We start from the raw sequence: 12,727 nt of genomic DNA, 5'->3' as shown, positions 1-12,727 counted from the left end.
CTGCTAGCTGTCGGGGTGGATTTGCTGGGGAAGATACTACTATCAGTCGTTGCTGCAGTCTCCGAGAGTGGACAGAACTTTCTCAGCGTTCTTCCGGTCCGCAGTGAAGGTCCCTGCTTTGTGGTCATTGACGTAGACGTCGAACTGCCCGGCCTCAGAGATATTGCTGATGAAGTCAAACCAGGCGTTATCGCCGTTACGCCAGCCCAGGCTGGACGGAATAATGTACTGCTGGTGATCCATCACTACGGTGATAGTAGTGTCGTCATCGTGCGAACTGACCATCTTGTCATCGGCAAGGGTAAGAAAGACTGAATGCTGATAGAAACCATTCTGGTCCGGGTTCCCTGTGCAGTTGATGGTAAACGTCTTTCCGCTGGCTTCGGTCACGCTGTATTCCGTATTGCCCTGACCGTAACCCTGCTGCCAGAACCCCGGGATAGCAGAGGCATTAAAGCTCGCGAGCAGTACACCCGCCAGCATAAACCGACTTAGTGAAAGTATTGTCATTCTTGTCTCCTTTGTCGTTGTTTTATTCCTGGTTCTCAGGGTTTGAGGGTATCAGCAGTCGCCCCATCAGTTTGCCGTCATGGGCGTACTCAAAGTATTTTTCTTTGGTATACGGGTCCGTCACCTCCTGGTATTCCAGTTTGATGTTATCGGCAATACACAGCGCATTCATCAGTGGCTGGACGGTTTTTTCCTGCATATCCACGAGGTAGTAGTAACTGCCATCCTCGCAGCCATCGGGCGACTGGCGGGTACGTAAAACCTGCAAGGTGGGACCGGATAAGTAGTCAACCTGTGACCATTCTTCGCTGACATCATCCTGGTGGCTGACCACATCACTGAAACGCGGTGGGGTGAGGTCCTTAAATTTACTGATGGCCTTCAGGTCATCACTTCTGTCATCGCATGCGATGAGAAACAGAGTGGTGGCAACCAGCGCCAGCAGAGGCAGTGTTTTACGTTTCATTATTTTTTTCCTGAAATCAGACGAACCACTTTGGCAAAGACATAAATGCCCACGAAAATACCCACCGGCACGCCGACGAACGGTGTCAGTGCGACACTGGCCGCACCGGCTGCCCCTCCGCCCGTCAGCAGTGCGGCAACGGTGGCAAGGGTCAGGGCCGTGAGGCTGTCGGACACCCCGGTTTTGTTCAGAATGATGACGATGACAACAATGGCGATAATGGCAATAAATGGCATAGGCTCTCCCTGCGGATGAGTTGAGATAGACCTGCACTATTCCGGTGGGCTGTCGGCCGGAACAAACGCAAGCAGCGACTGCTGGATAAAGCGAAAATGGGGTAAGGCCTGAATAAACACCGGGTCTTCAACCAGACTGCACAGACTGTCGTTGCGGCGAAAAGACTCCTGCAGGGGCTGAACCAGATGGATTTCATTCAGGGTGAATACGGCGATATGTCCGTCGTGCTCTGCCACCAGATACCAGGCCTGCTGGTGGATGAGTAACCGGCAGGGAGCCAGCCGCTCACAGCGCTGCCCCTCGGCAATCAGCGTCACCCGCCTGCGCCCGGTAATGGCCTGAATCAGTCGCCAGAAAGACAATGCGCCTGATGGCGAAGGAGCCGGACTGGCGGGTGCGATTACGCAGGGAGACTCATCGCACATCAGCAGTGCGTTTACCAGACGACGGTCAAAGCCAGGGAAAAGACCGGCCATCCCGCTGCGGTGGGCAAAGATAAGCACGTCGGGCACCATCTGCGTCTCACTGCCCGCAGTACGTAAGCGGCAATATCCGGACTGATACTCCAGGTCCAGATACATCAGCCGCTCACGAAAATCACGCCGCAGCGTGCGCACCGACACACCAAACTCAGCGGCCAGCTTACGCACACTCAGTGTTTCCCCTGCCACCAGACGGCTGATTATCAGTGACAGCCTGACAGCCAGCCGGTCATGGCGGCGTTCTGCCTGTGTCATGAGACGTTCTCCGTGAAAGTTAACTGACTGAAAATGATGTGATTACTTTAAAGAGGGGGTCGGACAGGGTATGGACATCACAGAAACTATTTTTCATTTCTGCAAAAGCCAGAGGCAGCGGGGGTTACAGGCCATTCACTCAGTGAGTGAGGACCGCCAGCACGGTGCGATGCGGACAGGTGGTGTCCGATATTAACAAGGCGGCAACATTAAACGGTCACTGCAGTTGCGTGAGCATCGCTTCCGCCATCACCCACAGTGCCCGGTTAAGTTTCACGTCCCCGTCGATACCGCGAACGGCACGGGTATGTGACCGTCCTCCTTTGGCATTACGGCCACTGAGCCCGCCCTTAATCAGGTTCTCCTGAATACGCTGGTACGTGGTCCACAGGTCATTGCTCTCATCCTGCCAGCGGCGAGGGGAGAGGATCTGCGATTCAGTCACCGGCTGGTGGTCTTCACCAAAGCGGTATGTGAGGGCGGCTTTTGCCAGTGCCTGCTGTGCCGGGGGTGGCAACAGCAACGACTGCATGGCATCCCGTTTCTCCTCCACCCGGTCAAAAATCCCCAGCACCTCATACGCGCCTTCAATCACCTGACTCACCACGTCCCCCTTGTGTGGCACCCGCACCTCGCCAAACGACTCACCGCAGACGAGCCCGTTCTGACAAACCGCACGAAATAGTCCCGGCAGCATCTGGTACGAACTGCTGCCATCGTGAGAGTTGAGCAGGATTATTTCCGGCACCTGCTTACCGGTTATCTGTCCCTCACGCCGTAGACGCAGCATATGCTTGGTGTGTTCGCGACGCTCCGGATCACGCACACGGGTCTGACAGGCAAAGAATGGCTGGAAGCCTTCTCGCTGCAGGCTGTCCAGCAAGGAGATGGTGGGTATATAGGTGTAGCGTTCACTACGGGACTCGTGTTTGTCCTCGCTGAACACACTGGGCACCACGCGAAACAGCTCCTCGCGGGTTAACGGACGGTCACGACGAATAATGTTTGCAGCGCCAAAGCGCGAAGCCAGACGGGTCATAAGCAGACTCCTCATAACGGGAAAACAAATAAAGGGGATCCCCGTCGCATCGGCGACAGGGTCAGGGAAATAACAGGGATGGATTAAATACTCAGAAGAAGAAATCCCAGACGGCGCGGGCCACAGAGACCACGGTGGTGCGCACGGCCTGAATGACAGCCCGTACCGGGGCGGGTATCAGGGGAAAGGCACTGATGCTATCGAGTACGGCCCCGACGGTTTCACCAAAATCGCTACGAGCCTGTTCCCGGACTACCGTCGTGCGAAAGGAAGACTGGAGTTGCGACACCACCGGGCTGGTGGCCTCACGTGGCAGGCACTTAATCATTCGCTCGGCCATCACCCGCAGTCCCCACTGAAGACGGACCGACACGGCACACACCGGATGTACGGGCTGGAACAGCTCATGCAGCAGACAGATTTTACGGCTGATATTCTGCTTCTGCGCCGTGGACAACGGTCCCCCACCGCTGGTGGGTTCGGCCTTATCCGACTGGCTGATAACAAACAGCACCTTATGCCGGTATACCTCTCCAATCACCTGATGATAAAAATGTTCATCCACCGCCAGCGCCCGGTCATCGGCCTTAATCAGCCACAGAACCAGGTCGAGCCGGGGGAGTTGTTCGCGGTACATCGCAGCATACTCGGTATCGCGAGCACCACTTTCGCCCACGCCTGGCAGGTCCACCAGCGTCATATAGCGGTCGCCGACTTGCAGGCGAAAGCGCAGTGGCTCACGGGTACATGCAGCCACATCGCTGACCGGTGATATATCTCCGGCAAACAGGGCATTGCACAGACTGCTCTTCCCAACACCGGTTTTACCCATAATGCCGATCACTGGCTCGTAGCGGGTTAACTGATTTATCTGCTGCAATATACGTTCAGACACCCACTGTGGCAGACCAGCGAGCGATTGCTGAAACGGCTTCAATCCTTCAGAATTGTTCATTACTACTCCTCTGAAAAATAATACAAAAACGGCAGAATCGTGAGATTTCACCGTTAATCTGGTATGTTCAAAGGGATGATATATATCTGAAAATTATTAACTTGATCTACTTTTTGTCTTTTTTACGTGATGAAACAGCCTGCTGCCAAGCATGCTTCATTTTCTGAATAAAGAAATATTTTTCTTCAACTCCAGTGTCCCAACTATCCATGCATGCAATGATCATCTGTATTCTCATTGCAGTGTTATATGGTTTTAAATAAAAGGGGGTCATATTTTTATTTCTCAGATACTCCCAGCAATAGATAGCTTGCTTTTCATCTTTTTTATCTAGCCAGTCATAATCAGTAAGGAATGTATTATATTGCTCTAGCCATTTATCATGCAACTTACGAAAATAAGAAATTTTCTGACTTAAACTTACAGGAGCTAAATCAATAAACCTCATCAAAGTACAAATGCGTTCTTGTTCGGATGTTGTATTCGGGCTGTAGTTGTCGGGATCTGCGCCAGATGTTAAATAAAATCTACGCGAGTATTTTTCAGGTGTATCTCTATTTTTTTCTTTATTGCTAGGGGAGATTCCCATCTGCATTTCGGCTTGTACTTCATCAAGTGAGAAATTTTTAATTTCATCAATGTTTTCAAATTCAAAAAAGGATGCAGGAGTTGAGTTCGGGTTGTAAATATTATCTTGTGCAAAGATATTCACGCTCGAGGAGGTTTCAGGACTGATTCTGTTGTTATATATATACATTAAGGCAAACCACGATCCTCTATCAGAACCTTTGAAACAATCGAACTTCTCTTTGTCAATGATTTTGTAATGGAACTGTTTTTTCAAGTAAGTACGCGCACTTTGTATTGCTTCATTATTGAATAGGAATTTAGTGTTCAATATATGATTAATGAGTTTTTGAAATTCCTCAGGCGTGTCGAAATTACTCGCCTGCTTAATGTAATCTTCGTTGTAATACAGACTCAGAACGTAAAGGGAAAAGAACTCCTCTCTCACTTCGTCATACCTAAGCATGTACCCTCCAGTGTGATATCACATCTGTCCGATGCTTTCAAAAGTATAAATGAACCATGATGATTTGGCATCTGCAAGGTGACTGTTGACTGGTTTTTTGCTGATTTTTTAATGATAAAGTAGTGATTACTAACTGATTAGTAAGTGATTAATGGCTGGTTGCCTCCTGTGATTTTTCTGCCTCTGGTAAATTGGGGGAGAGTACTGATCAACTCACCACTCTGAATAATTTTCATGATTGCACTCTACAAAGTTTCGACATCCGTCAAATTGTAACGGTCAGAGAACAGCGTTACACGAGGTTTTCCGTATCTATGCATTCTTAGTTGGGTAGCTCAACTGCTCCTTCCAGATCTTTTTTTACGTCACACCCCATTCATGTGGAGGAGAAGGCGTGAACAATTAGTTATCGCCTGCTCCGGTGCTCTTCTCGCAATGGGACACTCAGCATGAAAACTAAACCTGCACTAATGGAAGATGAGTTCATCGATATGAAGTTTATCACACGCCTTACTGGCCTGAGTGATAAATGGTTCTATAAGTTGATACAGGAAGGGGTATTTCCGAAACCCATTAAGATGGGTAGAGCTTCTCGCTGGTTAAAAAGCGACCTGGAGGAGTGGTTGCAGGCTAAAATTAATGATTCCAGAAATTAAATATTTTGGACTGTGTTTATCAAATTCCATGCCCTTTTTGCTGCTTAATTTTAAATGACACTCTGATCATGCACCGTGATTGAAATAAGTTATAGCCACCCCTTAATCATTTTTTTCAGACGACATTAACTTCGGAGTAAATAATTTAACACAATGAAATATCAAACCGTATCTGGCCTGAATGTTGAGTATTAATACGTGACGGATTGTTAATATATATCAGTACATAAACCCCAATATTCCAGTAATACACACCTACGCAATACACACCAAGCAATTTAGTCAGCATCACCCAACTAACATCCAACACAAACTCAATAAGCCAGATTTGATACCACCTAATTACCTCAACCATCGCGGGTAAGGTTCCGTCCTGCCCGATATTCAGATCACAGGAATCTATTATGCTTAATGATATTTATCTTGACCAACGTCATGCCCCATTCAATACAACGTATTTGCAACGGATGCTGGGTGTAATTGATAACGCTATAGCACAACACCCAAGGACAATGGCTGTCCGTGTCGATCTACGTCTGCCTGATGACAACTGTAATAGGAATAGTGGTCTGATATCCCGTTTCATTGAATCGCTTAATGCAAAAATCGATGCTCGGTACCGAAATAAAATAAAGAATGGCATCAGGAGCTACCCATGCCAGTTGCGTTACGCCTGGGTTCGGGAAGTGGGAGAAATAAACGAGAAGTCCCATTACCACATGGTACTTTTCGTGAACAAAGACACATTCAATGGACTTGGGAGCTATGGAGAAGGGGGAACGGGATTAGCCAGCCTGATACGTGAAGCCTGGCTGAGCGCTTTGCAACTAGGCCCTTACCCCGAATACCGAACGTTGGTCCACATCCCAGATAATCCCCTGTATTATCTGGATGCCAACGCCACAGACTATCGTGCGGTTTACGATAAGCTCACTTTCCGTCTGAGCTACTTTGCGAAGGAGCGCACCAAGTCATACAGCCGAGATGAACGCTCGTTTGGCTGCAGTCAGTCCTGAGGCAAAACAAACTAAGTCTATAAAGATTTTTTCAGCCTGGCTCTAATCGACTGAATCTCAGCATACTCCGCTTTTGAAGCCTTGACACGTCAGTTGTTCTTTCACCTCTGAGTGGCTACTCGCGACTGCCTGCAGGAGACTGATTATGTTATTGACCGCAAAATCCATTAACTGACTTTTCGACTTAATCTCCTTAAGTTATGTGAGAAATTTGCCGATATGAAAACATGATCCTCCAGTCGCTACTGACATGCCCTGTCAGTAGCAACTGGTAATCTCAAGGAAAAATTACAAGGAGAACGCGCATGAGCGGGCATGAGGTAATGGTACAAAGAATGACCGCTATTATTGCAGAACTTTACCAGTACGGTTTTGTATCACGTAAGAAGATGATGGACGAATTCAACATCAGTGAGCGTACTTTGTATCGTGATCTTAATCGTCTGGGCGACAGAATCGTCCCCGATGGTGATGGTATTTACAGGCTGGCTCCCGCTTACGCTAAACCTCAGGCTCTAAAAGAACAACAAAATCTCGGCCATGTTTATTATGGCGATCAGCGCCTGGTATTTACTGCGCGGACGGGAGCGCGATGTCGCATTACGCTCGTTTGCCATCGGTTCCGTCTTCGGTACTCTGGCGATTATTGGCACGCTGCAACTCGGAGACAGTTCTGCGTATGAAGTCGCGCAAGTACAACCGGTAAAACTGGCGGCGATGGAAGGGGAGTGGCAAACGGAACCTGCACCTGCACCGTTCCATGTGGTTGCCTGGCCGGAACAGGATCAAGAGCGTAACGCCTTTGCCATCAAAATTCCCGCGCTGCTAGGGATCCTCGCCACTCACTCATTAGATAAACCCGTGCCGGGTCTGAAGAATTTGATGGCTGAAACCTACCCACGCTTGCAACGCGGACGTATGGTCTGGCTGTTAATGCAGGAAATATCGCAAGGCAATCGTGAGCCGCATGTGTTGCAGGCATTCCGGGAACTGGAAGGTGACCTGGGCTACGGCATGTTGCTCTCCCGCTATGCGCCGGATATGAATCATGTCACAGCCGCACAGTACCAGGCGGCGATGCGTGGTGCAATACCTCAGGTTGCGCCGGTATTCTGGAGTTTCCGCATCATGGTGGGCTGTGGTTCCCTGCTGCTACTGGTGATGCTGATTGCGCTTGTCCAGACGCTGCGTGGCAAAATCGACCAGCATCGCTGGGTGCTGAAAATGGCGCTCTGGAGTTTGCCGTTGCCGTGGATTGCGATTGAAGCCGGGTGGTTTATGACCGAGTTTGGTCGTCAGCCGTGGGCGATACAGGACATCTTACCGACATACTCCGCGCACTCCGCCTTAACCACAGGACAACTGGCTTTCTCACTGATCATGATCGTAGGGCTTTACACCCTGTTCTTAATCGCCGAAGTCTACCTGATGCAGAAATATGCCCGTCTGGGGCCGAGCGCGATGCAGAGTGAACAACCGACGCAGCAACAGGGGTAAAGGAGAAAATCATGTTTGATTATGAAACATTGCGCTTCATCTGGTGGCTGCTGATTGGCGTGATCCTGGTGGTCTTTATGATCTCCGACGGATTTGACATGGGGATCGGCTGTTTGCTGCCGCTGGTGGCGCGTAATGATGATGAACGCCGGATAGTGATTAATAGCGTTGGTGCGCACTGGGAAGGCAATCAGGTCTGGTTGATCCTCGCAGGTGGGGCATTATTTGCCGCCTGGCCCAGAGTGTATGCAGCGGCGTTTTCCGGCTTTTATGTGGCGATGATCCTGGTGCTGTGCTCGCTGTTCTTCCGCCCGCTGGCCTTTGATTATCGCGGAAAAATCGCCGATGCACGCTGGCGTAAAATGTGGGATGCCGGTCTGGTCATCGGCAGTCTGGTGCCGCCGGTAGTCTTCGGTATCGCCTTCGGCAACTTGTTGCTCGGCGTGCCGTTTGCCTTCACACCGCAATTACGCGTGGAGTATCTCGACAGCTTCTGGCAACTGCTGACGCCATTCCCTTTATTGTGCGGATTGCTCAGCCTTGGGATGGTGATTTTGCAAGGTGGCGTCTGGTTACAACTGAAAACTGTTGGTGTGATTCATCTGCGTTCACAGCTGGCGACTAAACGCGCTGCACTGTTGGTGATGCTGTGCTTTTTGCTGGCGGGTTACTGGCTGTGGGTCGGTATTGATGGCTTTGTACTGCTCGCCCAGGATGCTAACGGTCCTTCCAATCCGTTAATGAAACTGGTGGCAGTGCTACCTGGTGCCTGGATGAATAATTTTGTCGAGTCGCCCGTTTTGTTGATCTTCCCGCTACTGGGGTTCTTCTGCCCATTGCTGACGGTGATGGCGATTTATCGTGGTCGCCCGGGTTGGGGATTTTTGATGGCATCATTGATGCAATTTGGCGTGATTTTCACGGCAGGTATCACGCTGTTCCCCTTTGTCATGCCGTCAAGCGTGAGTCCAATCTCCAGCCTGACGTTGTGGGACAGCACTTCCAGTCAGCTGACGCTGAGTATTATGTTGGTAATCGTGCTGATATTTTTGCCCATTGTGTTGCTCTACACTCTCTGGAGCTACTACAAAATGTGGGGGCGCATGACGACAGAAACTCTCCGCCGTAACGAAAACGAGCTGTACTAAGGAGCAGGAACAATGTGGTATTTACTTTGGTTCGTCGGCATTTTGTTGATGTGTTCGCTCTCCACCCTTGTGTTGGTATGGCTGGACCCGCGATTGAAAAGTTAACGAACGTAAGTCTGATGCGGCGCATTAGCGTCGTATCAGGCAATCAATAATGTCGGATATGAAAAGCGGAAACATATCGATGAAAGCGATCTTGATCCCATTTTTATCTCTTCTGATTCCGTTAACCCCGCAATCTGCATTCGCTCAGAGTGAGCCGGAGCTGAAGCTGGAAAGTGTGGTGATTGTCAGTCGTCATGGTGTGCGTGCCCCAACTAAGGCCACGCAACTGATGCAGGATGTCACCCCAGACGCATGGCCAACCTGGCCGGTAAAACTGGGTTGGCTGACACCGCGCGGTGGTGAGCTAATCGCTTATCTCGGACATTACCAACGCCAGCGTCTGGTAGCCGACGGATTGCTGACGAAAAAGGGCTGCCCGCAGCCTGGTCAGGTCGCGATTATTGCTGATGTCGACGAGCGTACCCGTAAAACAGGCGAAGCCTTCGCCGCCGGGCTGGCACCTGACTGTGCAATAACCGTACATACCCAGGCAGATACGTCCAGTCCCGATCCGTTATTTAATCCTCTAAAAACTGGCGTTTGCCAACTGGATAACGCGAACGTGACTGACGCGATCCTCAGCAGGGCAGGAGGGTCAATTGCTGACTTTACCGGGCATCGGCAAACGGCGTTTCGCGAACTGGAACGGGTGCTTAATTTTCCGCAATCAAACTTGTGCCTTAACCGTGAGAAACAGGACGAAAGCTGTTCATTAACGCAGGCATTACCATCGGAACTCAAGGTGAGCGCCGACAATGTCTCATTAACCGGTGCGGTAAGCCTCGCATCAATGCTGACGGAGATATTTCTCCTGCAACAGGCACAGGGAATGCCGGAGCCGGGGTGGGGAAGGATCACTGATTCACACCAGTGGAACACGTTGCTAAGTTTGCATAACGCGCAATTTTATTTACTACAACGCACGCCGGAGGTTGCCCGCAGCCGCGCCACCCCGTTGTTGGATTTGATCATGACAGCGTTGACGCCCCATCCACCGCAAAAACAGGCGTATGGTGTGATATTACCCACTTCAGTGCTGTTTATCGCCGGACACGATACTAATCTGGCAAATCTCGGCGGCGCACTGGAGCTCAACTGGACGCTTCCAGGTCAGCCGGATAACACGCCGCCAGGTGGTGAACTGGTGTTTGAACGCTGGCGTCGGCTAAGCGATAACAGCCAGTGGATTCAGGTTTCGCTGGTCTTCCAGACTTTACAGCAGATGCGTGATAAAACGCCGCTGTCATTAAATACGCCGCCCGGAGAGGTGAAACTGACCCTGGCAGGATGTGAAGAGCGAAATGCGCAGGGCATGTGTTCGTTGGCCGGTTTTACGCAAATCGTGAATGAAGCACGCATACCGGCGTGCAGTTTGTAATGCATAAAAAAGAGCATTCAGCTACCTGAATGCTCTGAGGCTGATGACAAACGAAGAACTGTCTAATGCGTAGACCGGAAAAGGAGTTCACGCCGCATCCGGTCACTTTACCTTCAGTTTTACTCTTTCTCGGAGTAACTATAACCGTAATAGTTATAGCCGTAACTGTAAGCGGTGCTGGCGCGTTTAATCACACCATTGAGGATAGCGCCTTTAATATTGACGCCTGCCTGTTCCAGACGCTGCATTGACAAGCTCACCTCTTTGGCGGTGTTCAGGCCAAAACGCGCAACCAGCAGGCTGGTGCCGACAGAGCGCCCCACGACCGCAGCATCGCTCACCGCCAGCATCGGCGGCGTATCGACAATCACCAGATCGTAATGGTCGTTCGCCCATTCCAGTAATTGACGCATCCGATCGCGCATCAGCAGTTCAGACGGGTTAGGTGGCATCTGACCGCGAGTAATCACATCAAAGCCTCCTTTGCCAAAATGCTGGATCACTTTGTTGAGCTCATCTTTACCTGCCAGATATTCCGACAAGCCATGTGCATTACTCACGGTAAACAGGTTATGCGAATAACCATGGCGTAAGTCGGCATCAATAAATAACACTTTTTGATCGGACTGGGCGATCACCGCTGCCAGAGTTGAACTGACAAATGTTTTACCACTGTCTGGCGTCGCACCGGTGATCATCAGAATGTTATTCTCAGTCTCCATCATAGCGAAATGCAGACTGGTTCGTAGCGCACGTACGGCTTCCACAGCAGAATCCGCCGGGTTATCCACCGCCAGGAAGGGGATATTTTTAGGGAAGGTGCGAATAAGCGGGGAAATTCTTCTCGGCTGACTCAGTCATTTCATTTCTTCATGTTTGAGCCGATTTTTTCTCCCGTAAATGCCTTGAATCAGCCTATTTAGACCGTTTCTTCGCCATTTAAGGCGTTATCCCCAGTTTTTAGTGAGATCTCTCCCACTGACGTATCATTTGGTCCGCCCGAAACAGGTTGGCCAGCGTGAATAACATCGCCAGTTGGTTATCGTTTTTCAGCAGCCCCTTGTATCTGGCTTTCACGAAGCCGAACTGCCGCTTGATGATGCGAAACGGGTGCTCCACCCTGGCACGGATGCTGGCTTTCATGTATTCGATGTTGATGGCCGTTTTGTTATTGCGCGGATGCTGCTTCAAGGTTTTTACCCTGCCGGGACGCTCGGCGATCAGCCAGTCCACATCCACCTCGGCCAGCTCCTCGCGCTGTGGCGCTCCTTGGTAGCCGGCATCGGCTGAGACAAATTGCTCCTCTCCATGAAGCAGATTACCCAGCTGATTGAGGTCATGCTCGTTGGCCGCGGTGGTGACTAGGCTGTGGGTCAGGCCACTCTTGGCATCGACACCAATGTGGGCCTTCATGCCAAAGTGCCACTGATTGCCTTTCTTGGTCTGATGCATCTCCGGATCGCGTTGCTGCTCTTTGTTCTTGGTAGAGCTGGGTGCCTCAATGATGGTGGCATCCACCAAAGTGCCTTGGGTCATCATGACGCCTGCTTCGGCCAGCCAGCGATTGATGGTCTTGAACAATTGACGGGCCAGTTGATGCTGCTCGAGCAGGTGGCGGAAATTCATGATGGTGGTGCGATCCGGCAGGGCGCTATCCAGGGATAATCGGGCAAACAGGCGCATGGAGGCGATTTCGTACAGGGCATCTTCCATGGCACCGTCGCTCAGGTTGTACCAATGCTGCATGCAGTGAATACGCAGCATGGTCTCCAGCGGATAGGGCCGTCGGCCATTGCCCGCCTTGGGATAAAACGGCTCGATGACAGCGGTCATATTCTGCCATGGCAGAATCTGCTCCATGCGGGAGAGGAAAATCTCTTTTCGGGTCTGACGGCGCTTAGTGCTGAATTCACTATCGGCGAAGGTGAGTTGATGGCTCATGATGTCCAT

13 protein-coding genes and 2 pseudogenes are annotated in these 12,727 nt (G+C 50.7%); 6 read left to right on the top strand and 9 right to left on the bottom strand.

What is annotated here, in order from left to right; translation table 11 throughout:
- Positions 1–42: 42 nt before the first annotated feature.
- From ykfB to HV350_RS19250, 7 genes are all read right to left on the bottom strand, one after another.
- Entirely contained in the window at positions 43–510 is a 468-nt protein-coding gene (gene ykfB / locus HV350_RS19280; RefSeq protein WP_001547765.1) for a protein YkfB, read from the bottom strand.
- Between the two features lie 22 nt (positions 511–532).
- On the bottom strand, positions 533–976 hold the full coding sequence (locus tag HV350_RS19275) for a YfjS/YafY family lipoprotein (RefSeq protein ID WP_001547764.1): 444 nt from the start codon (positions 974–976) through the stop codon (positions 533–535).
- Positions 976–1,212, bottom strand: a complete 237-nt coding sequence (ypjK, locus tag HV350_RS19270; RefSeq protein WP_001115854.1) for a protein YpjK — start codon at positions 1,210–1,212, stop codon at positions 976–978. The genes HV350_RS19275 and ypjK overlap by 1 nt, the downstream gene beginning before the upstream one ends.
- A gap of 36 nt (positions 1,213–1,248) precedes the next feature.
- Positions 1,249–1,950 (bottom strand): WYL domain-containing protein, encoded by a 702-nt coding sequence (locus HV350_RS19265; RefSeq protein ID WP_008324530.1) that lies wholly within the window; start codon positions 1,948–1,950, stop codon positions 1,249–1,251.
- A gap of 217 nt (positions 1,951–2,167) precedes the next feature.
- On the bottom strand, positions 2,168–2,989 hold the full coding sequence (locus HV350_RS19260; protein ID WP_032654809.1) for a DUF932 domain-containing protein: 822 nt from the start codon (positions 2,987–2,989) through the stop codon (positions 2,168–2,170).
- A gap of 91 nt (positions 2,990–3,080) precedes the next feature.
- Positions 3,081–3,944, bottom strand: a complete 864-nt coding sequence (locus tag HV350_RS19255) for a GTPase family protein (RefSeq protein ID WP_001548935.1) — start codon at positions 3,942–3,944, stop codon at positions 3,081–3,083.
- A gap of 106 nt (positions 3,945–4,050) precedes the next feature.
- A complete protein-coding gene (locus HV350_RS19250; protein ID WP_032654813.1) occupies positions 4,051–4,977 on the bottom strand; it encodes a hypothetical protein in 927 nt (308 codons plus the stop codon).
- A 449-nt stretch (positions 4,978–5,426) separates the two neighbouring features.
- Between HV350_RS19250 and HV350_RS19245 the strand changes: the two genes are divergently transcribed.
- The 6 genes and pseudogenes from HV350_RS19245 to appA all read left to right on the top strand — a co-directional run bounded on the left by HV350_RS19245 (position 5,427) and on the right by appA (position 10,777).
- Complete coding sequence (locus HV350_RS19245; protein ID WP_032654816.1) at positions 5,427–5,633, top strand: AlpA family phage regulatory protein; 207 nt, start codon at positions 5,427–5,429, stop codon at positions 5,631–5,633.
- Positions 5,634–6,037: 404 nt separating this feature from the next.
- On the top strand, positions 6,038–6,649 hold the full coding sequence (locus HV350_RS19240) for an inovirus Gp2 family protein (protein WP_008325050.1): 612 nt from the start codon (positions 6,038–6,040) through the stop codon (positions 6,647–6,649).
- Positions 6,650–7,186: 537 nt separating this feature from the next.
- A pseudogene (locus tag HV350_RS19235) lies at positions 7,187–8,146 on the top strand (cytochrome ubiquinol oxidase subunit I); the annotation flags it as partial.
- Positions 8,147–8,157: 11 nt separating this feature from the next.
- On the top strand, positions 8,158–9,294 hold the full coding sequence (gene appB / locus HV350_RS19230) for a cytochrome d ubiquinol oxidase subunit II (protein ID WP_032654819.1): 1,137 nt from the start codon (positions 8,158–8,160) through the stop codon (positions 9,292–9,294).
- A 12-nt stretch (positions 9,295–9,306) separates the two neighbouring features.
- Positions 9,307–9,399: a cytochrome bd-II oxidase subunit CbdX gene (gene cbdX / locus HV350_RS19225; RefSeq protein ID WP_000270305.1), complete on the top strand. Its 93-nt coding sequence runs from the start codon at positions 9,307–9,309 to the stop codon at positions 9,397–9,399.
- Between the two features lie 79 nt (positions 9,400–9,478).
- Complete coding sequence (gene appA, locus HV350_RS19220) at positions 9,479–10,777, top strand: bifunctional acid phosphatase/4-phytase (RefSeq protein ID WP_016239723.1); 1,299 nt, start codon at positions 9,479–9,481, stop codon at positions 10,775–10,777.
- 119 nt (positions 10,778–10,896) lie between these two features.
- On the opposite strand, the pseudogene HV350_RS19215 reads toward appA, so the two are convergent.
- Positions 10,897–11,589, bottom strand: a pseudogene (locus tag HV350_RS19215) (polysaccharide biosynthesis tyrosine autokinase); the annotation flags it as partial.
- A 148-nt stretch (positions 11,590–11,737) separates the two neighbouring features.
- On the bottom strand, positions 11,738–12,718 hold the full coding sequence (locus tag HV350_RS19210) for an IS5-like element ISKpn26 family transposase (protein WP_181500131.1): 981 nt from the start codon (positions 12,716–12,718) through the stop codon (positions 11,738–11,740).
- Positions 12,719–12,727: the final 9 nt, after the last annotated feature.

It is taken from the genome of Citrobacter sp. RHBSTW-01013 (assembly GCF_013781985.1).
Taxonomy (GTDB): domain Bacteria; phylum Pseudomonadota; class Gammaproteobacteria; order Enterobacterales; family Enterobacteriaceae; genus Citrobacter; species Citrobacter braakii.
This window is presented reverse-complemented; position numbering and strand designations above follow the sequence as displayed.

Coding starts and splice junctions, on each gene's coding strand:
- ykfB (WP_001547765.1), bottom strand. CDS start 510: ATGACAATACTTTCACTAAGTCGGTTTATGCTGGCGGGTGTACTGCTC.
- HV350_RS19275 (WP_001547764.1), bottom strand. CDS start 976: ATGAAACGTAAAACACTGCCTCTGCTGGCGCTGGTTGCCACCACTCTG.
- ypjK (WP_001115854.1), bottom strand. CDS start 1,212: ATGCCATTTATTGCCATTATCGCCATTGTTGTCATCGTCATCATTCTG.
- HV350_RS19265 (WP_008324530.1), bottom strand. CDS start 1,950: ATGACACAGGCAGAACGCCGCCATGACCGGCTGGCTGTCAGGCTGTCA.
- HV350_RS19260 (WP_032654809.1), bottom strand. CDS start 2,989: ATGACCCGTCTGGCTTCGCGCTTTGGCGCTGCAAACATTATTCGTCGT.
- HV350_RS19255 (WP_001548935.1), bottom strand. CDS start 3,944: ATGAACAATTCTGAAGGATTGAAGCCGTTTCAGCAATCGCTCGCTGGT.
- HV350_RS19250 (WP_032654813.1), bottom strand. CDS start 4,977: ATGCTTAGGTATGACGAAGTGAGAGAGGAGTTCTTTTCCCTTTACGTT.
- HV350_RS19245 (WP_032654816.1), top strand. CDS start 5,427: ATGAAAACTAAACCTGCACTAATGGAAGATGAGTTCATCGATATGAAG.
- HV350_RS19240 (WP_008325050.1), top strand. CDS start 6,038: ATGCTTAATGATATTTATCTTGACCAACGTCATGCCCCATTCAATACA.
- appB (WP_032654819.1), top strand. CDS start 8,158: ATGTTTGATTATGAAACATTGCGCTTCATCTGGTGGCTGCTGATTGGC.
- cbdX (WP_000270305.1), top strand. CDS start 9,307: ATGTGGTATTTACTTTGGTTCGTCGGCATTTTGTTGATGTGTTCGCTC.
- appA (WP_016239723.1), top strand. CDS start 9,479: ATGAAAGCGATCTTGATCCCATTTTTATCTCTTCTGATTCCGTTAACC.
- HV350_RS19210 (WP_181500131.1), bottom strand. CDS start 12,718: ATGAGCCATCAACTCACCTTCGCCGATAGTGAATTCAGCACTAAGCGC.